Below are 20,285 nucleotides of genomic sequence, written 5' to 3'. Positions count from 1 at the left end.
TTATGCTATTTGGTAGATTAACAGAACGTGCGCAACGTGTATTAGCGCATGCACAAGAAGAAGCAATGAGATTGAATCATTCAAATATAGGTACGGAACATTTATTATTAGGTTTAATGAAAGAACCTGAAGGCATAGCAGCTAAAGTACTAGATGCTTTCGGTATTACTGAAGAAAAAGTAACAAAAGAAGTTGAAAACTTAATTGGCCAAGGTCAAGAACAAGTTGGTGCGATTCATTACACACCAAGAGCTAAGAAAGTAATTGAACTTTCAATGGATGAAGCGAGAAAGTTAAACCATACATTTGTTGGAACAGAACATCTATTACTTGGATTAATTCGTGAGAACGAAGGTGTAGCAGCACGTGTGTTTGCTAATTTAGATTTAAATATCACTAAAGCAAGAGCACAAGTCGTTAAATCATTAGGCAGTCCAGAGCAAGGTTCAAAAAATGCACAAACGACTAAAAATCAAGCAACACCAACTTTAGATGGATTAGCAAGAGACTTAACAGTCATTGCGCAAGATGGTACGTTAGATCCAGTAGTTGGTCGTTCAGATGAAATTACACGTGTCATTGAAGTGTTAAGTAGAAGAACTAAAAACAATCCGGTATTAATCGGTGAACCAGGTGTCGGTAAAACGGCTATCGTTGAAGGCTTGGCACAAGCAATCGTACAAAACGAAGTGCCAGAAACATTAAAAGGTAAACGCGTTATGTCATTAGACATGGGTACTGTTGTAGCAGGTACTAAATATCGTGGTGAATTTGAAGAAAGACTTAAAAAAGTAATGGAAGAAATTCATCAAGCAGGTAATATCGTGTTATTCATCGATGAGTTACACACACTGATTGGTGCAGGTGGAGCAGAAGGTGCTATCGATGCATCAAACATCTTGAAACCAGCATTAGCTCGTGGTGAACTACAATGTATCGGTGCAACTACATTAGATGAATACCGTAAATATATTGAAAAAGATGCTGCATTAGAACGTCGTTTCCAACCAGTAACAGTTGATGAACCAAATACTGAAGATTCAATTGCAATTTTAAAAGGTTTGAGAGATCGTTACGAAGCGCATCACCGTATTAATATTTCAGATGAAGCGATTGAAGCGGCCGTTAATATGAGTGACCGTTACATTTCAGATAGATTCCTACCTGATAAAGCAATCGACTTAATCGATGAAGCAAGTTCTAAAGTAAGACTTAGAAACTATACAACACCTCCAAGTCTTAAAGAACTTGAATCAGAATTAGAAACAGTTAAGAAAGAAAAAGATGCTGCCGTACATTCTCAAGAGTTTGAAAATGCAGCTAATTTAAGAGATAAACAAACAAAACTTGAAAAACAATTAGAAGATACTAAAAACGAATGGAAAAAAGCACAAGGTGAGAAAAACACTTGTGTAACTGCTGAAGATATCGCAGTCGTTGTCGCAAATTGGACAGGTATTCCAATTACGAAATTAAACGAAACTGAGTCAGAACGATTACTAAACTTAGAAACTATCTTACATGAACGTGTAATCGGTCAAAACGATGCAGTTAAATCTATTTCTAAAGCAGTAAGACGTGCCCGTGCTGGTCTTAAAGATCCTAAGAGACCAATTGGTAGCTTTATATTCTTAGGACCAACAGGTGTTGGTAAAACTGAACTTGCACGTACATTAGCTGATGCAATGTTCGGTGAAGAAGATGCTATGATCAGAGTCGACATGAGTGAGTTTATGGAGAAACACTCTGTCAGCCGTTTAGTAGGTTCTCCTCCAGGTTATGTAGGTCATGATGATGGTGGACAATTAACTGAAAATGTAAGACGTAAACCATATTCAGTTATCCTATTTGACGAAATTGAAAAAGCACATCCAGATGTATTTAATATCTTGTTACAAGTGTTAGATGATGGACACTTAACAGATTCTAAAGGTCGTAAAGTAGACTTTAGAAACACTGTTATTATCATGACATCAAACGTTGGTGCACAAGAATTACAAAATGCTAAATTTGTTGGATTCGGTGCTAAAGAAAGTGGACCGGATTACGAAACTATCAGAAAAACAATGATGGATGAATTAAAACAACAATTTAGACCAGAATTCTTAAACCGTGTAGATGATATTATCGTCTTCCACAAACTTGAAAAAACACATCTTAAAGAAATTGTGAATAAAATGGCTGGTAACTTAACGAAACGATTATCAGAACAAGGCATTCACATTACGCTTTCAGATTCAGCACAAGAAAAAATTGCTGATGAAGGATTCGATCCAGAATATGGTGCAAGACCATTAACACGTGCTATTCAAAAACACGTCGAAGATAATTTAAGTGAATTAATCTTATCTGGACAAGATTTAGTAGGTAAAGATGTCATTGTAGATTACAGAGATGATGAATTTAAATTTGATTTATCAGATCATAAAGAAGCAGAAGAAACTTCAAAAGCTTAAAAATCAACAATGTTAATTTAATATTATAATGAGTCCGCAAGCTATTTATCATAATAGTTTGCGGGCTTTTATATTGATTTTAAAGTATATTAATTTGTTTTTAATGTCAGTCAAGTTTAAAATATAACTATTCAATTAATACGGAGGTAACATGAATGGCCAAAAAGAAAGTAATATTTGAGTGTTTAGCCTGCGGATATCAATCTCCAAAATGGATGGGGAAATGCCCTAATTGTGGTGCATGGAACCAAATGGAAGAATCAATAGAACATAAAGAAACTAAAGGTCCTAAAAATACATTCAAGTCAGATGTACCCGCACAAAAAATAGAAAAATTAAAAGACGTCAAAGAAGAAGATACACCTAGAATTAAGACTAAAATCAATGAATTTAACCGCGTATTAGGTGGCGGTGTTGTAGAAGGTTCGCTTGTACTCATTGGTGGCGACCCTGGTATTGGTAAATCCACATTGTTATTACAAATTTGTGCGGCTTTATCTCAACAAAAAAATGTCTTATATGTTTCAGGTGAAGAATCTGTAAGACAAACAAAATTAAGAGCTGAAAGATTAGTTGAAGATTCAGGAGAATTAAATGTTTATGCTGAAACGAATTTAGAGATTATACATAGTATGGTTCAAAAAGAAAAACCAGATGTATTAGTAATAGATTCCATTCAAACTGTCTTCCACCCAGAAGTCACTTCTGCGCCAGGTTCTGTTTCTCAAGTTAGAGAATGTACACAAAATTTAATGCATATCGCAAAACAAATGAACATTGCTACATTTATTGTTGGACACGTAACGAAAGATGGACAAATTGCTGGTCCACGTTTGTTAGAACATATGGTTGATACAGTCTTGTATTTTGAAGGTGATACACATCATGCATACAGAATATTAAGAGCAGTCAAAAACCGTTTTGGTTCGACAAATGAAATGGGTATTTTTGAAATGAAGCAAACGGGTCTTAACGAAGTTAAAAATCCGTCTGAAATGTTCTTAGAAGAAAGAACGAAACATGTATCGGGTTCGACTATTGTTGCAACTATGGAAGGTACGAGACCTATTTTAGTTGAGGTACAAGCTTTAGTGACGCCAACGACTTTTCATAATCCACGAAGAATGGCAACAGGTATTGATCACAATAGATTAAGCTTATTGATGGCTGTATTAGAGAAGAAAGAGAATTTCTTATTACAACAACAAGACGCATATATCAAAATTGCCGGTGGTGTAAAATTAAGTGAACCCGCTGTAGATTTAAGTATTGTTATCGCGATAGCTTCAAGTTTCCAAGATAAACCTACTAAAGGTGATGATTGTTTCGTAGGTGAGGTCGGTTTAACAGGTGAAGTAAGAAGGGTTGCTAGAATTGATCAACGTGTACAAGAAGCGGCTAAACTAGGATTTAAACGTATTATCATACCTAAAAATAATATTAAAGGTTTAGAATTCCCTGAAGGTACAGAAGTTATTGGCGTATCAACAACAAGAGAAGCATTGAAAATTGCTTTTAATGCATAATTAACCATTAGGAGGTTAACGTATGAAAATTTTAAAAGGACTAATCATACTGTGTTATTTAGTCATAGGTTCCTCACTAGGCATTATGGTGATTCCAGAACTGATTAATGCGTTTAGTATCCAACCCGAACAAGTACTGACAAATCCATATATCGATGGTCTTATAGGTGCGGTTGTTATTTTCCTATTGTTTGGTTTTTTGATTGATAAGATTGTAGACATGGCTGATCAAGGAGAAAAATATTTATTAAAAAGGAGTATTCTTGAAATATTCTTCGCCACAGTTGGTGTCATGATAGGCTTAATGATCGCGGTTATGGTTTCGTTTATATTAGAAATGATCGGTGCACCAGTTCTGAAACATATTTTACCTATTATTATTGCTGCTTTTTTATGTTATCTAGGCTTTCAGATTGGTTTGCAAAAACGAGAAGAAATTTTACGATTATTTCCAGAAAGTATATCAAATTCTTTAACAAGACAAACAACTTCAAAATACGCCAAAATTTTAGATACAAGTGCTATTATTGACGGGAGAATATTAGATGTCGTGAAGTGTCATTTTATAGATGGAGAAATCCTCGTACCTCAAGGCGTTATTGAAGAGTTACAAGTCATTGCGGATGCTAAAGACAGTGTTAAACGCGATAAAGGACAACGTGGGTTAGATATATTAAATGAATTGAAGAAAACGGATTTCTCGATTTCAATTATTGAACCAACGTCTACACATAAAGATGTAGATGCCCTCTTAATCAATTTAGCTAAGCGATATCAAGCAAGTATCATTACAACAGATTATAATTTGAATAAAGTATGTGCAGTTCAAGGTATAAAAGTTCTAAATGTAAATGATTTATCAGAAGCGATTAAACCAGTACTACACCAAGGGGATATTTTCGATTTATTAATTACGAAAATAGGTAAAGAAGATGATCAAGGAGTTGGTTATCTTGATGATGGTACAATGGTCGTCATTGAAAAAGGACGAGAATATATAGGAAAGACAATTCCTGTTGAAGTGATGAGCTTACTACAAACTTCCTCTGGTAGAATTATATTTGCGAAGAAGGTGTCATAAATTGGGGTTTACGACAATTATTCCTGCAGCTGGACAAGGTAAAAGGATGGGAACTGAAATCAACAAATTATTTCTAGAAATTAACGGTGAAACAATTATTCGTCAAACTGTTGCCGTGTTTCAAGAAATAGATTCATGTGAACAGATTTTTATTGCTGCACATCCAGACGAAGTTGAATTAATGGAAGACCATTTAAAGGACTTTAGTAAAGTTGCTGGTGTTATTCCAGGTGGTCAAGAAAGACAACATAGCATTAATGAAGTCTTGAAAGTATTGATTGATACTGAAGTTGTGATGGTTCATGATGGTGCAAGACCATTTATTACACAAGAAAAAATCAATCAATTATATCAAGATGCCTTAACAAAAGATGCAGTGATTTTAGCAGTTCAAGCTAAGGATACAATCAAGCAAGTGATCGATGGTGTTGTTGAACAAACTTACGATCGCTCAACAATGTGGCAAGTTCAAACACCTCAAGCGTTCAAAAGAAACATAATTTTAGAAGCTTATGAACAAGCAGAAACACAAAATTACTTAGGTACGGATGATGCTTCGTTAGTAGAGAGAGCAGGGTATCAAGTACATATATCAAATGGTGATTACGACAACATCAAAATTACAACACACGAAGATTTAATCATTGCACATTCTATACTAGAGAAGCGAGGTATTTGCGATGTTTAGAATAGGTTACGGTTATGATGTGCATGAATTTGATCCAACAAGACCATTGATCATTGGTGGTCTTGAGATTGAACATACACATGGTTTGAAAGGTCACAGTGATGCAGATGTGTTGCTCCATGCAATTACGGATGCTATTCTAGGTGCTGCAAGTCTAGGAGATATAGGAAAGCTATTCCCAGATACAGATCCAGCTTTTAAAGATGCAGATTCAAAGTTATTGCTTAAAGAATCTTATGAACAAGTTTTGAAAAAAGGATATAAACTTGGGAATGTAGATGCTACAATTGTAGCGGAACAACCTAAATTCAGGCCTTATATAGATCAAATGCGAAGTGCAATTGCTTCAGTATTAGACGTGTCTATTGAAGATATAAATGTAAAAGCAACAACGAATGAAAAATTAGGATTTCTAGGAAGAGAAGAAGGCATACAAGCACAAGCTGTGGTATTATTAACAAGTAAAGAATAAAACAGGAGTGAGACGATGAGTAACAAAGTAAGAGTAAGATACGCGCCAAGTCCGACTGGTTACTTACACATCGGTAACGCAAGAACCGCATTATTTAACTATTTATTTGCGAAACATTATAATGGGGACTTTGTTATACGTATTGAAGATACAGATATAGCCAGAAATTTAGAAGACGGAGAAGCATCACAATTTTCTAACCTTGAATGGTTAGGTTTAGATTGGGATGAGTCTGTTAATAAAGACGGAGGATACGGTCCATATCGTCAATCTGAACGTGGCGACATTTATAAGCCATTAATTGAAAAATTATTAGCTGAAGATAAAGCATATAAATGTTATATGACTTCAGAAGAATTAGAAGCAGAACGCGAAGAGCAAATTGCAAGAGGTGAAATGCCTCGTTATGGTGGTAAACACGCACACTTAACAAAAGAAGAACAAGAAGCATTTGAAGCAGAAGGTAGACAACCAAGTATTCGCTTTAGAGTGCCACAAAATAAAGAATATAAATTCGATGATATCGTTAAAGGTGAAGTATCATTTGATTCAAATGGTATCGGTGACTGGGTAATCGTTAAAAAAGATGGTATCCCAACTTATAACTTTGCAGTTGCGATTGATGATTACTACATGGAAATTTCACACGTTATTCGTGGTGATGATCATATTTCAAACACACCTAAGCAACTTATGATTTATGAAGCGTTTGGATTCGAGCCTCCACAATTTGCGCATATGACATTAATCGTCAATGAAGAGCGTAAAAAATTAAGTAAACGTGATGGTCAAATTCTACAGTTCATCGAACAATATAAAGATTTAGGTTATTTACCTGAAGCAATCTTTAACTTTATTGGTTTATTAGGATGGTCTCCTGAAGGCGAAGAAGAAATCTTCTCTAAAGAAGAATTTATTAAAATCTTCGATGAAAAACGTCTTTCTAAATCACCAGCATTCTTTGATAAGAAAAAATTAGAATGGATTAATAACCAATACATGAAAGAAAAAGATTCTGAAACAGTCTTTGAAATGACAATTCCTCATATGGTTAAAGCAGGTTTATTACCTGAAAGTCCATCTGAAGCTGAATTATCTTGGGCAAGAGACTTAGTAGGTTTATATCAACAACAAATGAGTTATGCAGGAGAAATTGTTCCTTTATCTGAGTTATTCTTCAGAGAACATCTTGATTTCAGTGACGAAGCACAAGAAGTCTTAGATGGTGAACAAGTTCCAACTGTTATGGCTGAACTTGTGAAACAACTTGAAACTTTAGAGCCGTTTGAACCAGCAGAAATTAAAAAATCAATTAAAGCTGTTCAAAAAGAAACAGGCATCAAAGGTAAACAATTATTTATGCCTATACGTGTTGCTGTTTCAGGTCAAACTCATGGCCCTGAATTACCGAATACAATTGCGTTATTAGGTCGAGATAAAGTACTTAACAGATTAAAACGTTTTGTTTGATTTTTTTAGAACGAGAAATTATTATATAAATGACTTAAAGGACAAGTAGATTAGTTAATGTGAAATTAGAGAGTACATGGTTGCTGAAAATGTGCCACATTACTTAAGCGAATGCACCTTTATTACAAATATGATGATGTTAATATTTAAAAGAGTGAGCATTTTTTAATGCTAAAAAGAGTGGAACCGTGCAAAAAGGCACCTCTAGCAATTATTGTTAGGGGCGCCTTTTTGTTATCTGAGGGGGGATTTAAATGTTTAAACGAGTCAAAGATGATATTCAAATGGTTTTCGATCAAGACCCTGCAGCAAGATCTTCATTTGAAGTCGTTATGACTTACTCAGGACTACATGCTATATGGAGTTATTTGATCGCTAATTGGTTCTTTAAGAAAAAAATGTACTTTATAGCAAGGTCTATATCTCAAATTGCTCGATTTTTCACAGGAGTTGAAATTCATCCAGGTGCTACAATCGGCAAGAGGTTATTCATCGACCATGGCATGGGTATTGTAATAGGTGAAACATGTCGTATCGGCAATAATGTAACAATCTACCAAGGTGTAACACTTGGTGGGACAGGTAAAGAACGTGGAAAAAGACATCCAGATATAGGTGATAATGTACTGATAGCTGCTGGTGCAAAAGTATTAGGTAATATTGAAGTCGGCAACAATGTGAATATTGGCGCGAACTCAGTCGTTCTCAAAGATGTACCAGATTATTCTACAGTAGTTGGTATTCCAGGTAGAATTGTGAAACAAGATGGATTGAAAATTGGTAAGAACTTTAATCATACAAATTTACCAGACCCAATATATGAACAATTAAAAGAATTAGAACGTCAACTTGAAAAGACGAAGAATGGAGAGATTGTTGATGATTACGTTATATAATACGTTAACAAGACAAAAAGAAGAATTTATTCCTATCGAAGAAGGAAAAGTAAAAATGTATGTATGTGGACCGACAGTTTACAACTACATTCATATTGGTAATGCAAGAGCAACAGTAGCATTTGATGTCGTAAGAAGATATTTAGAATACCGTGGCTACGATGTACAATATGTATCTAATTTTACAGATGTTGATGACAAATTAATCAAAGCTGCTAATGAATTAGGTGAAACGGTTCCGGAAATTGCGGATCGTTTTATTGAAGCATTCTACGAAGATACAGGTGCTTTAAATTGTAAACGTGGAACAGCGAACCCAAGAGTAATGGATCACATGGACGATATTATTGCGTTTATAGCTGTATTAGTCGAAAAAGGCTATGCATATGAAAGTGGTGGTGACGTATATTATCGTACAAGACGTTTTGATGATTATGGTAAGTTGAGCCATCAATCATTAGATGACTTAAAAGTTGGCGCTAGAATAGAATCTGGTGAACAAAAAGAAGATGCGCTAGACTTCACTTTATGGAAAAAAGCTAAACCAGGCGAAATTAAATGGGATAGCCCATGGGGTGAAGGTAGACCGGGTTGGCACATCGAATGTTCTGTAATGGCACAAGTACATTTAGGCGATACGATTGATATCCATGCTGGAGGAACAGACTTACAATTCCCTCACCACGAAAATGAAATTGCCCAATCAGAAGCACACAATGATAAGACATTCGCGAATTATTGGATGCACAACGGCTTTGTAAATATTAACAATGAAAAAATGAGTAAATCATTAGGTAACTTTATTTTAGTTCATGACATTATAAAAGAAATTGACCCTGATGTATTAAGATTCTTTATGGTAGGTGCGCATTATAGAAATCCAATTAACTATGATTTAGAACTTGTACAAGCAGCTAGTAGAGGTTTAGAAAGAATAAGAAACAGTTATCAATCATTAGTTGATAGAGCACAACATGCTGTATTAGAAGAAGATGAAACAGAACAACATATCGAACGTATTAATGAAATATTAAAAGACTTTGAAACATCTATGGATGATGATTTCAATACAGCTAATGCAATGACTGCATGGTATGACTTGAATAAATTAGCTAATAAATATTTACTTGAAAATACAACTTCTACAAAAACAATTAATCGTTTCAAAGAAGTGTATGAAATCTTTAGTGAAGTTCTTGGTGTACCATTAGTAGGTAAAAAACAAAATGAATTGCTTGATGAAGAAATTGAAGCATTAATTGAAGAACGTAATGAAGCAAGAAAAGCTAAGAACTTCCAAAGAGCGGACGAAATTAGAGACGCACTAAAAGAACAAAATATTATTCTTGAAGACACAGCTCAAGGTGTGAGGTTTAGACGTGGATAAATTAACAATTAAAATGTTAAATCCGTTATCCTTAGCTTACATGGGTGATTCGATATTAGATACGTATGTCAGAAAGCATATTATCCTTAAAATAAAAGGGAAACCTAATCGATTACATCAATTGTCTAAACAATATGTTTCTGCAAAGGGACAAGCTTATGCACTTAATATTTTGATGGAAAATGAATTTTTTACAGAAGAAGAATTAGAAATTATACAACGAGGTCGTAACGCAAAAAGTTATACGAAAGCGAAGAATACGGATATACAAACGTATAGAAAAAGTTCAGCAATCGAAGCGGTCATCGGTTATTTATTCTTAATAGATGAAACAGAACGCTTGGAAGAACTCGTTAATAAAATGATTGAAATAACAGAAGAAAGGGTGGGAGCCAATGGATGAATCGATTATAGTTGGTAGGCATGCAGTCAAAGAAGCGATAACTTCAGGACATACGATTAATAAAATATTGATTCAAGAAGGTATCAATAAGAAACAAATTGGTGAAATTTTAAAAATTGCAAAATCTGAAAAAATAGTCGTCCAAACTGTACCTAAATCAAAAATTGATTATTTAACTGATGTTCCACATCAAGGTATCGCTGCTCAAATTGCACCATATCCATATAAAGAATTAGAAGATTTCATTTCAGAAACTAAAGATATTGACCATGTACCTTGCTTATTGATGTTAGATGGTTTAGAAGATCCGCATAATTTAGGTTCTATTATGAGAACAGCTGATGCAATAGGTATTGATGGCATTATTATTCCGAAGAGAAGATCTGTGCAGTTAAATGCAACAGTAGCAAAAGCTTCAACAGGTGCCATTCAACATGTTCCAGTTATTCGCGTGACGAATTTACCGCAAACAATTGAAAGACTTCAAGAAGTAGGATATTGGGTCGCAGGTACAGATGCAAAGAATGCGACTGATTATAGACAAATGGATGCTGGAATGCCACTTGTTATCGTTATAGGCAGTGAAGGCGAAGGTATGAGTCGATTAGTGAAAAATAAGTGTGATTTTTATATTAAATTACCAATGGTTGGACACGTTAATAGCTTAAATGCTTCTGTTGCAGCAAGTCTGCTTATGTATGAAGTTTATAGAAAAAGGCATCCAATAGGACAATCATAATGAAAGATATCTATTTAATTATTGATGGCTATAACTTAATAGGACAATCAAGCGAATTGTCTTCCATTGCTCAAGTTTCTTTAGAAGAAGCGAGAGATAAATTGTTAATCACACTTATCAATTATAATACCCAGCATGATGGTGAAATGATTGTTGTTTTTGATGCATATGGTGTAGAAGGTACTGAATCAGTAGGATTTAAGCACGGTGTGAAAGTTGTTTATACGAAAGGAAAAGAAACAGCAGATAGTTATATCGAAAGACTAACGTATGAATTATATAGAAAACATATTACGCATATTACAGTAGTCACAAGTGATATGAGTGAACAACATGCTATTTTTGGTTCAGGTGCGTATAGAATCTCATCAAGAGAAATGTGGTCAACAATTGCAAATCAAGAATCTGTAGTTACAAAGCATCTATCAGAAATTAAAACTAAGACGCCTAGGAATAGATTGAACTTGCCAGATGAAGTATTACAGCAATTTGAAAAATGGAGAAGAAATAATCGATAAAAATGATTTTTTGAAGTTTGATTTATAAGGAAGTCGCTCTGTAAAATATGCTCAAAACAACAACAAGGGATGAGCATGATGAATGACATGAATACTGATAATCAGTTGTTAAAATGGATTGCTGATATTCAAAACGGTGACAAAGAAGCGTTTAATCAATTATTAAATGTTTTCGAAAGTGACATTCAGAAGCGGGTAGGCACATTGAGACTACCTTATAATGATAAAGAGGACATCGCACAAATTATAAGATATAAATTGTATAAGCAAGCACTCACATTTGATTGTGACAAGCAGGAGTCCTTTATACATTGTGTGAATGTCATTATTAAAAATGCTAAAATTGATTATATAAGAAAAGTTAAAAGTACAAAGTATCAAATATTAAAAGATTCATTAAGTATTGACGAAACAAAAAGTGATTCGATTAATTTAATAGAGTGTCTTAGAGATGGTCATGGTCAGGATTTTGAAAATGAAATGTTAACGGAGTGTTCACTATCCTATTTGATGGATTCAAATAAACTATCACCTATAGAAACGGACATTCTAAAATTAACGGCACAAGGAAAAACAAAAAAAGAAATATCAAATGAACTAGATTTACCAGTGAAACATATATACAACGCACAATACAGATTAAAAAAGAAACTGAACAAGGCTGAAATTACTTCAGCTTTGTTTGACAATTAGGTGATTTGTTTTGTATATTAATCTAGGATTAGAATGAATTAGGTGATAATATGAGAAAAGTCCCTTTAAATTGCGAGAAATGCGGAGCTAGAAATTATACAGTCCCTAAAAAAGATACAGATCAACGATTAGAGCTAAAAAAGTTTTGTAAAACTTGTAATACGCATACATTGCATAAAGAATCCATCTAAAAGGAGGAAAATCAATGGCTAAAAAAGAAAACTTCTTTCAAGGCGTAAAATCAGAAATGCAGAAAACAAGTTGGCCAACTGGCAAAGAACTTGTTAAATATACAACAATAGTAGTGTGTACAGTAATCTTTTTCTTAATCTTTTTCTATGCATTAGATTTAGGAATTACAGAATTAATTAATTTGATTAGATAGTAAGGAGTGGCAAAATGTCAGAAGAGATAGGCGCTAAACGATGGTATGCAGTGCACACTTATTCAGGTTATGAAAATAAAGTCAAAACAAACCTAGAAAAGCGTGTTGATACAATGAACATGCAAGAACAAATTTTTAGAGTTGTGATTCCTGAAGAGGAAGAAACATCTATTAAAGATGGTAAAGCGAAGACACAAATCAAGAAGACTTTCCCTGGATATGTATTAGTTGAGTTAATTATGACTGATGAATCATGGTATGTCGTAAGAAATACACCTGGTGTTACAGGCTTCGTTGGTTCTGCAGGTGCAGGATCTAAACCAAATCCATTATTACCTGAGGAAGCGAAATTCATCCTTAAACAAATGGGTATGGTAGAAAAAACTGTCGACGTAGAAGTTGAATTAGGTGAACAAGTTCGCGTAACAAGTGGACCATTTAGTAACCAAGTTGGTGAAATCAAAGAAATCGATGTTGAGAAGTACAAATTAACAGTACTTGTTGATATGTTCGGCAGAGAAACACCAGTCGAAGTTGAATTCGATCAAATTGAAAAGTTGTAAAAAAACACTTGAAATTTCATAATTTCAATGTTATTATTTAAAGGTCGCGCTCGGACTATGCGCAACCATTTCGTCACGAAATGAAGAGTGGGAGGGTAAAATATCATTACCCCATGACCACATCACGATATCAAGGAGGTGCACATCGTGGCTAAAAAAGTAGTTAAAGTTGTTAAATTGCAAATTCCTGCAGGTAAAGCAAACCCAGCACCACCAGTTGGTCCTGCATTAGGTCAAGCCGGTGTGAATATTATGGGATTCTGTAAAGAATTCAACGCTCGTACACAAGAGCAAGCAGGTTTAATCATTCCAGTTGAAATTACAGTATTTGAAGATCGTTCATTTACTTTCATCACTAAGACACCACCTGCAGCAGTATTACTTAAAAAAGCAGCTAAAGTAGAAAAAGGTTCTGGTGAACCTAACAAAACTAAAGTTGCTACAGTAACTCAAGACCAAGTACGTGAAATTGCTAACACTAAAATGCCTGACTTAAACGCGGCATCTGAAGAAGCAGCTATGCGTATCGTTGAAGGTACTGCACGCAGCATGGGTATTGTCGTAGAATAATTGAGTTTTAAAGTTTAAGCAGGCGGCTATTTCGCTGTCTGCTATTGCATTGTCTTTATGATAATGCACGTGGGAGGTAACATTCCGCTAAAACCACTAAAGGAGGAAAACAAAATGGCTAAAAAAGGTAAAAAGTATCAAGAAGCAGTTGCTAAAATCGATCGTACTGCAACATACGCTGTTGAAGAAGCGATTAAATTAGCAAAAGAAACAAGTACTGTTAACTTTGATGCATCTGTAGAAGTTGCATTTCGTTTAGGCATTGATACACGTAAGAATGACCAACAAATCCGTGGTGCTGTAGTATTACCACACGGTACTGGTAAAACACAACGTGTATTAGTATTCGCTAAAGGCGATAAAATCAAAGAAGCAGAAGAAGCTGGAGCAGATTATGTAGGTGAAGAATACATTAACAAAATCAACCAAGGTTGGTTCGACTTTGATGTAATCGTTGCAACACCTGACATGATGGGTGAAGTTGGTAAACTTGGTCGTGTATTAGGACCTAAAGGTTTAATGCCAAACCCTAAAACTGGTACAGTAACAATGGATATCAAAAAAGCAGTAGAAGAAATTAAAGCAGGTAAAGTAGAATACCGTGCTGAAAAATCTGGTATTGTTCATGCATCTATTGGTAAAGTATCATTTGACGAGCAACAATTAGTTGATAACTTCAAAACAATTCAAGATACATTAACTAAAGCTAAACCAGCATCATCTAAAGGTACTTATTTCAAATCTGTTGCTGTTACAACAACAATGGGTCCTGGTATCAAAGTTGATACTTCAAGCTTTAAATTATAATATAAAAATATTGACTTCAACTCCAAAACGCGTTATAGTTTTGGATGTGTAATATTTAACCTAAGACAGTAGGAGTTCAATTTTGAACTTAAAAAGCGATCCTACCGAGGCTTAAATTGACTTGAACGTATAAAATTCAAGCACTTTTTGCCGTGGGTAAAAAGTGCTTTTTTGTTGAGAAACCTCATCATAAAAGCACGGACAATTAATATGGAGGTGTAGAGATGTCTAATTCAAAAATCGTTGAAGCTAAACAACAAAAAGTTGATTTAATTACTGAACAACTTAAAAATTCTGTTTCAACAATTATTGTTGACTACCGTGGTTTAACAGTTGCGCAAGTTACTGAATTACGTAAACAATTACGTGAAGCAGGTATCGAATATAAAGTTTACAAAAACACTTTAGTTCGTCGTGCTGCTGAAGCTGCTGGTATCGAAGGTTTAGAAGAAACATTAACTGGTCCTAACGCAATTGCTTTTTCAAACGAAGAAGTTGTTGAACCAGCTAAAATTCTTGCTGACTTCGCTAAAGAAAACGAAGCGTTAGAAATCAAAGCAGGTGTTATCGAAGGACAAGTTGTATCTGCAGAAGAAGTTAACACTATCGGTTCATTACCATCAAAAGACGGTCTTGTATCAATGTTACTATCTGTATTACAAGCTCCAGTTCGTAACTTTGCTTATGCAGTTAAAGCTGTTGGAGAACAAAAAGAAGAAAGTGCTGAATAATTCAGCAACAAATAAAACTATTTAATGGAGGATATATATCATGTCTAATGAAAAAATTATTGAAGCAATTAAAGAAATGTCAGTATTAGAATTAAATGACTTAGTAAAAGCTATCGAAGAAGAATTTGGTGTAACAGCAGCAGCTCCTGTAGCAGCAGCTGGCGCAGCTGGTGGAGATGCAGCAGCTGAAAAAACTGAATTCGACGTTGAATTAACTTCAGCTGGAGATTCAAAAATTAAAGTTGTTAAAGCGGTTAAAGAAGCAACTGGCTTAGGCTTAAAAGAAGCTAAAGAAATCGTAGACAACGCTCCTAAAGTTGTTAAAGAAGGTTTATCTAAAGAAGACGCTGAAGCTTTAAAAGAAAAATTAGAAGAAGTTGGCGCATCTGTAGAATTAAAATAATCTCTGTATTAAATCAAAAAACCCGTTATTATCATGATAACGGGTTTTTATTTACTCATTTAATCAATAAAGAGGTGGCGTAATGAGTCATTATTTTGATAACGATCCAAACGTGAAGTCGGAACGAGAAAGTTTCGATTATTTTTATCGCGATAACAAACTCTCTCTTCAGACAGACCATGGTGTTTTCTCAAAAGGGAAAATAGACTTTGGGTCTGATTTACTCGTAACAACTTTCTTAAATGCAAATCCCCCTGGTCCTAAAAAGAAAATATTGGATGTGGGTTGTGGTTATGGTCCAATAGGTTTAATGTGTGCGAAAGTACTTCCGCATAGTGAAGTGACAATGGTAGATGTTAATGAACGTGCATTGGATTTGGCAAAAGATAATCAACGATCTAACAACATTCAAAATGCTCAGTTGAAAGTAAGTAACTGTTTAGATGGTGTATTAGATTTAGAATTTGATTTTGTATTAACAAACCCTCCAATTAGAGCAGGGAAGGAAATTGTTCATAAAATTCTTGAGCAAAGCATCGAAGTATTATCGAGTGGTGGACAGCTATTAGTTGTAATTCAGAAGAAGCAAGGTATGCCTTCTGCAAAGAAAAAAATGCAAGATGTTTTTGGTAATGCAGAAATAATCGAAAAAAGCAAGGGTTATTACATTTTAAAAAGTGTAAAAGCTTGATTTTGGTGTTTTGTTCTGATATAGTAATAGAATGTTAAAAATTATATTCAATAAGTGTGTACTTTTGCGTCGCCCTTAATTGAATGTTAGGAATAAGTCGTACGAAATAGAAAATGGAATCATTGACTTTCCGTTTTCTTTTTGTCTTATTATATTTATTTTGTAAGGCGCAAAGTTATATTCACAATATTTGAGGGGTGAATCTGTTGACAGGTCAACTTATCCAGTATGGAAGACATCGTGTTCGTAGAAGTTATGCGAGAATTTCCGAGATTTTAGAACTACCTAACTTAATAGAGATTCAAACGAAATCATATGAATGGTTTCTAAAAGAAGGTTTATTAGAAATGTTCCGCGACATTTCTCCAATTGATGATTTTACAGGTAACCTTTCTTTAGAGTTCGTAGATTACCGTCTAGGTGAACCAAAGTATGATTTAGAAGAATCTAAAAACCGTGATGCAACATATGCAGCACCATTACGCGTTAAAGTCCGTTTAATTAACAAAGAAACAGGCGAAGTGAAAGATCAAGAAGTATTCATGGGTGATTTCCCATTAATGACTGACACTGGTACTTTTGTAATTAACGGTGCAGAACGTGTTATTGTATCTCAACTTGTACGTTCACCATCCGTTTACTTCAACGAAAAAGTTGATAAAAACGGTAAAGTGAGTTTTGGAACTACTGTAATTCCTAACCGTGGTGCATGGTTAGAGTATGAAACAGATGCTAAAGATGTTCCTTACGTAAGAATAGACAGAACACGTAAATTACCAATTACAGTATTAATCCGTGCTTTAGGATTCTCATCAGATCAAGAAATCATTGATTTACTTGGTGATAATGAGTATTTAAGAAATGCATTAGACAAAGATAATACTGAAACAACAGACCAAGCATTGCTTGAAATTTATGAGCGTTTACGTCCGGGAGAACCACCAACAGTAGAGAACGCTAAAAGTCTATTATATTCACGTTTCTTTGACCCAAAACGTTATGATTTAGCGGCAGTAGGTCGTTACAAAATGAATAAAAAATTACATCTTAAACATCGTTTATTCAACCAAACTTTAGCTGAACCTATCGTTGATGTTGAAACAGGTGAAATTGCGGCAGAAGAAGGTACTGTTTTAGACCGTCGTAATTTAGATAAAATCATCGATGTTTTAGAATCAAACGCTAATATTCATGTTTATGAACTTAATAGTGGTGTCTTAGATGAGCCAGTAGAAGTTCAAACAGTTAAAATTTATATTCCTGGTGATGAAGAAAAACGTACGACAACAGTGATTGGTAATGCATTCCCTGATGAAGCAGTGAAATGTATTACGCCAGCAGATATTATTTCTTCACTATCATATTTCTTCAACTTGTTACATGGTGTAGGTTACACAGATGACATCGACCATTTAGGTAATCGTCGTCTACGTTCAGTAGGAGAATTACTACAGAACCAATTCAGAATTGGTTTATCACGTATGGAACGTGTTGTACGTGAACGTATGTCAATTCAAGACACTGATTCAATCACACCTCAACAATTAATTAATATTCGTCCAGTAATTGCATCTATTAAAGAATTCTTTGGTAGCTCTCAATTATCTCAATTCATGGACCAAGCAAACCCATTAGCAGAGTTGACGCATAAACGTCGTCTATCAGCATTAGGACCGGGTGGTTTAACTCGTGAGCGTGCTGGTATGGAAGTACGTGACGTTCACTACTCTCACTATGGTCGTATGTGTCCAATTGAAACGCCTGAGGGACCAAACATTGGTTTAATCAACTCATTATCAAGTTATGCAAGAGTTAATGAATTTGGTTTCATTGAAACACCTTATCGTAAGGTAAACATCGAAACAAACCAAGTTACTGACAGAATTGACTACTTAACAGCTGACGAAGAAGACAGCTATGTAGTTGCGCAAGCAAACTCTGTACTTGATGAAACAGGTAAATTCGTAGATGACGAAGTACTTTGTCGTTTCCGTGGGGACAACACTACGAAACCTAAAGAACGTATGGACTACATGGATGTATCTCCTAAACAAGTTGTTTCTGCAGCGACAGCATGTATTCCGTTCTTAGAAAACGATGACTCTAACCGTGCGCTTATGGGTGCGAACATGCAACGTCAAGCGGTACCTTTAATGAACCCAGAAGCACCATTCGTTGGTACTGGTATGGAACACGTAACTGCACGTGATTCAGGTGCAGCAGTAGTTGCTAAGTATAAAGGTAGAGTTGAGCACGTAGAAGCAAAAGAAATCCTTGTTAGACGTATTGTTGAAGAGAACGGTAAAGAGATCGAAACAGAATTAGATCGTTACCCATTATCTAAATTCAAACGTAGTAACTCAGGTACTTGTTACAACCAACGTCCAATCATTGCGAGCGGAGACATTGTTTCTAAAGGTGAAATTTTAGCTGATGGTCCTTCAATGGAACTTGGTGAAATGGCACTTGGACGTAACGTAGTCGTTGGATTCATGACTTGGGACGGTTATAACTATGAGGATGCTGTAATCATGAGTGAACGTCTTGTTAAAGATGATGTTTATACTTCAATTCACGTTGAAGAATATGAATCAGAAGCTCGTGACACTAAATTAGGACCTGAAGAAATCACACGTGATATTCCTAACGTTTCTGACAACGCGCTTAAGAACTTAGATGATCGTGGTATCGTTTATGTTGGTGCTGAAGTTAAAGACGGAGATATCCTAGTTGGTAAAGTAACGCCTAAAGGTGTAACTGAATTAACAGCTGAAGAAAGATTATTACATGCAATCTTTGGTGAAAAAGCTCGTGAAGTTCGTGATACTTCATTACGTGTACCTCATGGTGCAGGTGGTATTGTATTAGATGTTAAAGTATTTAACAGAGAAGAAGGCGATGATTCATTATCTCCAGGTGTAAACCAATTAGTACGTGTATACATCGTTCAAAAACGTAAAATACATGTCGGAGATAAAATGTGTGGTCGTCACGGTAACAAAGGTGTTATCTCACGTATCTTACCTGAAGAAGATATGCCTTACTTACCAGATGGAACACCAATTGACATCATGTTAAACCCATTAGGTGTACCTTCTCGTATGAATATCGGACAAGTATTAGAACTTCATCTTGGAATGGCAGCTAAGAATTTAGGTATTCATGTTGCTTCACCAGTATTTGATGGTGCAAACGATGATGATGTTTGGTCAACTATTGAAGAAGCAGGTATGGCTCGTGATGGTAAAACTGTACTATACGATGGTCGTACTGGTGAACCGTTTGATAACCGTGTATCTGTAGGTGTAATGTACATGCTTAAACTTGCACACATGGTAGACGATAAATTACATGCGCGTTCTACTGGACCATACTCACTTGTTACACAACAACCACTTGGCGGTAAAGCTCAATTTGGTGGACAACGTTTCGGTGAGATGGAAGTATGGGCACTTGAAGCTTACGGTGCAGCATATACTTTACAAGAGATTTTAACTTATAAATCTGATGACACAGTAGGTCGTGTTAAAACTTACGAATCTATCGTAAAAGGAGAAAACATCCCTAAACCAGGTGTTCCTGAATCATTCCGCGTATTAATGAAAGAGTTACAAAGTTTAGGTCTAGACGTTAAAGTTATGGACGAACACGATAACGAAATCGAAATGCGTGATTTAGAAGATGAAGATATGATGGACAAGAAAGTTGATTTAGGTGTTTCACAAGATGCATCAATAGAAGGACAACAAGTAACTGACTAAAAGTTAATAAAGCGCATTTGATTAACCATTTGCGCTTTTCATTTG

General features: G+C 35.1%; 21 protein-coding genes and 1 other annotated feature. All 21 genes read left to right on the top strand.

Going from position 1 to position 20,285, the window contains the following annotated elements:
• Window positions 1-2: 2 nt before the first annotated feature.
• The 21 genes from LQ622_RS10930 (at window position 3) to rpoB (ending at window position 20,240) form a co-directional block, all read left to right on the top strand.
• Window positions 3-2,456, top strand: a complete 2,454-nt coding sequence (locus tag LQ622_RS10930; protein ID WP_037589909.1) for an ATP-dependent Clp protease ATP-binding subunit — start codon at window positions 3-5, stop codon at window positions 2,454-2,456.
• A gap of 155 nt (window positions 2,457-2,611) precedes the next feature.
• Window positions 2,612-3,982 (top strand): DNA repair protein RadA, encoded by a 1,371-nt coding sequence (radA, locus tag LQ622_RS10925; RefSeq protein WP_025904845.1) that lies wholly within the window; start codon window positions 2,612-2,614, stop codon window positions 3,980-3,982.
• A 22-nt stretch (window positions 3,983-4,004) separates the two neighbouring features.
• Complete coding sequence (locus LQ622_RS10920) at window positions 4,005-5,063, top strand: PIN/TRAM domain-containing protein (protein ID WP_037589912.1); 1,059 nt, start codon at window positions 4,005-4,007, stop codon at window positions 5,061-5,063.
• Window position 5,064: 1 nt separating this feature from the next.
• Window positions 5,065-5,751: a 2-C-methyl-D-erythritol 4-phosphate cytidylyltransferase gene (gene ispD / locus LQ622_RS10915; RefSeq protein WP_239763355.1), complete on the top strand. Its 687-nt coding sequence runs from the start codon at window positions 5,065-5,067 to the stop codon at window positions 5,749-5,751.
• Window positions 5,744-6,223, top strand: a complete 480-nt coding sequence (gene ispF / locus LQ622_RS10910) for a 2-C-methyl-D-erythritol 2,4-cyclodiphosphate synthase (RefSeq protein ID WP_103360793.1) — start codon at window positions 5,744-5,746, stop codon at window positions 6,221-6,223. The genes ispD and ispF overlap by 8 nt, the downstream gene beginning before the upstream one ends.
• A gap of 15 nt (window positions 6,224-6,238) precedes the next feature.
• Complete coding sequence (gltX, locus tag LQ622_RS10905; protein WP_048541341.1) at window positions 6,239-7,693, top strand: glutamate--tRNA ligase; 1,455 nt, start codon at window positions 6,239-6,241, stop codon at window positions 7,691-7,693.
• Window positions 7,694-7,947: 254 nt separating this feature from the next.
• Window positions 7,948-8,589, top strand: a complete 642-nt coding sequence (gene cysE / locus LQ622_RS10900) for a serine O-acetyltransferase (RefSeq protein ID WP_025904850.1) — start codon at window positions 7,948-7,950, stop codon at window positions 8,587-8,589.
• Complete coding sequence (gene cysS / locus LQ622_RS10895; RefSeq protein ID WP_037589914.1) at window positions 8,573-9,976, top strand: cysteine--tRNA ligase; 1,404 nt, start codon at window positions 8,573-8,575, stop codon at window positions 9,974-9,976. The genes cysE and cysS overlap by 17 nt, the downstream gene beginning before the upstream one ends.
• 13 nt (window positions 9,977-9,989) lie before the next feature.
• Window positions 9,990-10,379 (top strand): Mini-ribonuclease 3, encoded by a 390-nt coding sequence (locus LQ622_RS10890; protein WP_037589958.1) that lies wholly within the window; start codon window positions 9,990-9,992, stop codon window positions 10,377-10,379.
• Window positions 10,372-11,118, top strand: coding sequence for a 23S rRNA (guanosine(2251)-2'-O)-methyltransferase RlmB (gene rlmB / locus LQ622_RS10885; protein ID WP_239763350.1), 747 nt, complete (start codon window positions 10,372-10,374; stop codon window positions 11,116-11,118). The genes LQ622_RS10890 and rlmB overlap by 8 nt, the downstream gene beginning before the upstream one ends.
• Entirely contained in the window at window positions 11,118-11,636 is a 519-nt protein-coding gene (locus LQ622_RS10880; protein WP_239775121.1) for an NYN domain-containing protein, read from the top strand. The genes rlmB and LQ622_RS10880 overlap by 1 nt, the downstream gene beginning before the upstream one ends.
• A gap of 78 nt (window positions 11,637-11,714) precedes the next feature.
• Window positions 11,715-12,329, top strand: coding sequence for a LuxR C-terminal-related transcriptional regulator (locus LQ622_RS10875; protein ID WP_239763343.1), 615 nt, complete (start codon window positions 11,715-11,717; stop codon window positions 12,327-12,329).
• Window positions 12,330-12,379: 50 nt separating this feature from the next.
• A complete protein-coding gene (gene rpmG / locus LQ622_RS10870) occupies window positions 12,380-12,520 on the top strand; it encodes a 50S ribosomal protein L33 (protein WP_075577615.1) in 141 nt (46 codons plus the stop codon).
• A gap of 14 nt (window positions 12,521-12,534) precedes the next feature.
• The gene (gene secE / locus LQ622_RS10865; protein ID WP_025904856.1) at window positions 12,535-12,714 is read left to right on the top strand and encodes a preprotein translocase subunit SecE; all 180 of its coding nucleotides are present in this window, start codon (window positions 12,535-12,537) and stop codon (window positions 12,712-12,714) included.
• Window positions 12,715-12,728: 14 nt separating this feature from the next.
• Window positions 12,729-13,277, top strand: coding sequence for a transcription termination/antitermination protein NusG (gene nusG, locus LQ622_RS10860; protein WP_025904857.1), 549 nt, complete (start codon window positions 12,729-12,731; stop codon window positions 13,275-13,277).
• A 147-nt stretch (window positions 13,278-13,424) separates the two neighbouring features.
• Complete coding sequence (rplK, locus tag LQ622_RS10855; protein ID WP_025904858.1) at window positions 13,425-13,847, top strand: 50S ribosomal protein L11; 423 nt, start codon at window positions 13,425-13,427, stop codon at window positions 13,845-13,847.
• Between the two features lie 114 nt (window positions 13,848-13,961).
• Window positions 13,962-14,654 (top strand): 50S ribosomal protein L1, encoded by a 693-nt coding sequence (rplA, locus tag LQ622_RS10850; RefSeq protein WP_037589918.1) that lies wholly within the window; start codon window positions 13,962-13,964, stop codon window positions 14,652-14,654.
• Window positions 14,655-14,695: 41 nt separating this feature from the next.
• Window positions 14,696-14,836 (top strand) — a sequence feature (ribosomal protein L10 leader region).
• 42 nt (window positions 14,837-14,878) lie between these two features.
• On the top strand, window positions 14,879-15,385 hold the full coding sequence (gene rplJ / locus LQ622_RS10845; protein WP_025904860.1) for a 50S ribosomal protein L10: 507 nt from the start codon (window positions 14,879-14,881) through the stop codon (window positions 15,383-15,385).
• Between the two features lie 40 nt (window positions 15,386-15,425).
• Window positions 15,426-15,788, top strand: coding sequence for a 50S ribosomal protein L7/L12 (gene rplL / locus LQ622_RS10840; protein ID WP_153653597.1), 363 nt, complete (start codon window positions 15,426-15,428; stop codon window positions 15,786-15,788).
• Window positions 15,789-15,870: 82 nt separating this feature from the next.
• Window positions 15,871-16,479, top strand: coding sequence for a class I SAM-dependent methyltransferase (locus tag LQ622_RS10835; RefSeq protein ID WP_239749029.1), 609 nt, complete (start codon window positions 15,871-15,873; stop codon window positions 16,477-16,479).
• Window positions 16,480-16,685: 206 nt separating this feature from the next.
• The gene (gene rpoB, locus LQ622_RS10830) at window positions 16,686-20,240 is read left to right on the top strand and encodes a DNA-directed RNA polymerase subunit beta (protein WP_037589920.1); all 3,555 of its coding nucleotides are present in this window, start codon (window positions 16,686-16,688) and stop codon (window positions 20,238-20,240) included.
• Window positions 20,241-20,285: the final 45 nt, after the last annotated feature.

Origin of the sequence: Mammaliicoccus sp. N-M50 (assembly GCF_022386995.1) — a bacterium.
Lineage (GTDB): Bacteria > Bacillota > Bacilli > Staphylococcales > Staphylococcaceae > Mammaliicoccus > Mammaliicoccus sciuri_A.
The sequence above is the reverse complement of the archived record's forward strand: the minus strand, read 5'-3'. Positions and strand labels throughout refer to the sequence as shown.

Coding starts and splice junctions, on each gene's coding strand:
- radA (WP_025904845.1), top strand. CDS start 2,612: ATGGCCAAAAAGAAAGTAATATTTGAGTGTTTAGCCTGCGGATATCAA.
- cysE (WP_025904850.1), top strand. CDS start 7,948: ATGTTTAAACGAGTCAAAGATGATATTCAAATGGTTTTCGATCAAGAC.
- LQ622_RS10880 (WP_239775121.1), top strand. CDS start 11,118: ATGAAAGATATCTATTTAATTATTGATGGCTATAACTTAATAGGACAA.
- cysS (WP_037589914.1), top strand. CDS start 8,573: ATGATTACGTTATATAATACGTTAACAAGACAAAAAGAAGAATTTATT.
- rlmB (WP_239763350.1), top strand. CDS start 10,372: ATGGATGAATCGATTATAGTTGGTAGGCATGCAGTCAAAGAAGCGATA.
- rplL (WP_153653597.1), top strand. CDS start 15,426: ATGTCTAATGAAAAAATTATTGAAGCAATTAAAGAAATGTCAGTATTA.
- LQ622_RS10890 (WP_037589958.1), top strand. CDS start 9,990: ATGTTAAATCCGTTATCCTTAGCTTACATGGGTGATTCGATATTAGAT.
- secE (WP_025904856.1), top strand. CDS start 12,535: ATGGCTAAAAAAGAAAACTTCTTTCAAGGCGTAAAATCAGAAATGCAG.
- LQ622_RS10835 (WP_239749029.1), top strand. CDS start 15,871: ATGAGTCATTATTTTGATAACGATCCAAACGTGAAGTCGGAACGAGAA.
- rplJ (WP_025904860.1), top strand. CDS start 14,879: ATGTCTAATTCAAAAATCGTTGAAGCTAAACAACAAAAAGTTGATTTA.
- LQ622_RS10930 (WP_037589909.1), top strand. CDS start 3: ATGCTATTTGGTAGATTAACAGAACGTGCGCAACGTGTATTAGCGCAT.
- rpmG (WP_075577615.1), top strand. CDS start 12,380: ATGAGAAAAGTCCCTTTAAATTGCGAGAAATGCGGAGCTAGAAATTAT.
- gltX (WP_048541341.1), top strand. CDS start 6,239: ATGAGTAACAAAGTAAGAGTAAGATACGCGCCAAGTCCGACTGGTTAC.
- nusG (WP_025904857.1), top strand. CDS start 12,729: ATGTCAGAAGAGATAGGCGCTAAACGATGGTATGCAGTGCACACTTAT.
- ispF (WP_103360793.1), top strand. CDS start 5,744: ATGTTTAGAATAGGTTACGGTTATGATGTGCATGAATTTGATCCAACA.
- rplA (WP_037589918.1), top strand. CDS start 13,962: ATGGCTAAAAAAGGTAAAAAGTATCAAGAAGCAGTTGCTAAAATCGAT.
- LQ622_RS10875 (WP_239763343.1), top strand. CDS start 11,715: ATGAATGACATGAATACTGATAATCAGTTGTTAAAATGGATTGCTGAT.
- LQ622_RS10920 (WP_037589912.1), top strand. CDS start 4,005: ATGAAAATTTTAAAAGGACTAATCATACTGTGTTATTTAGTCATAGGT.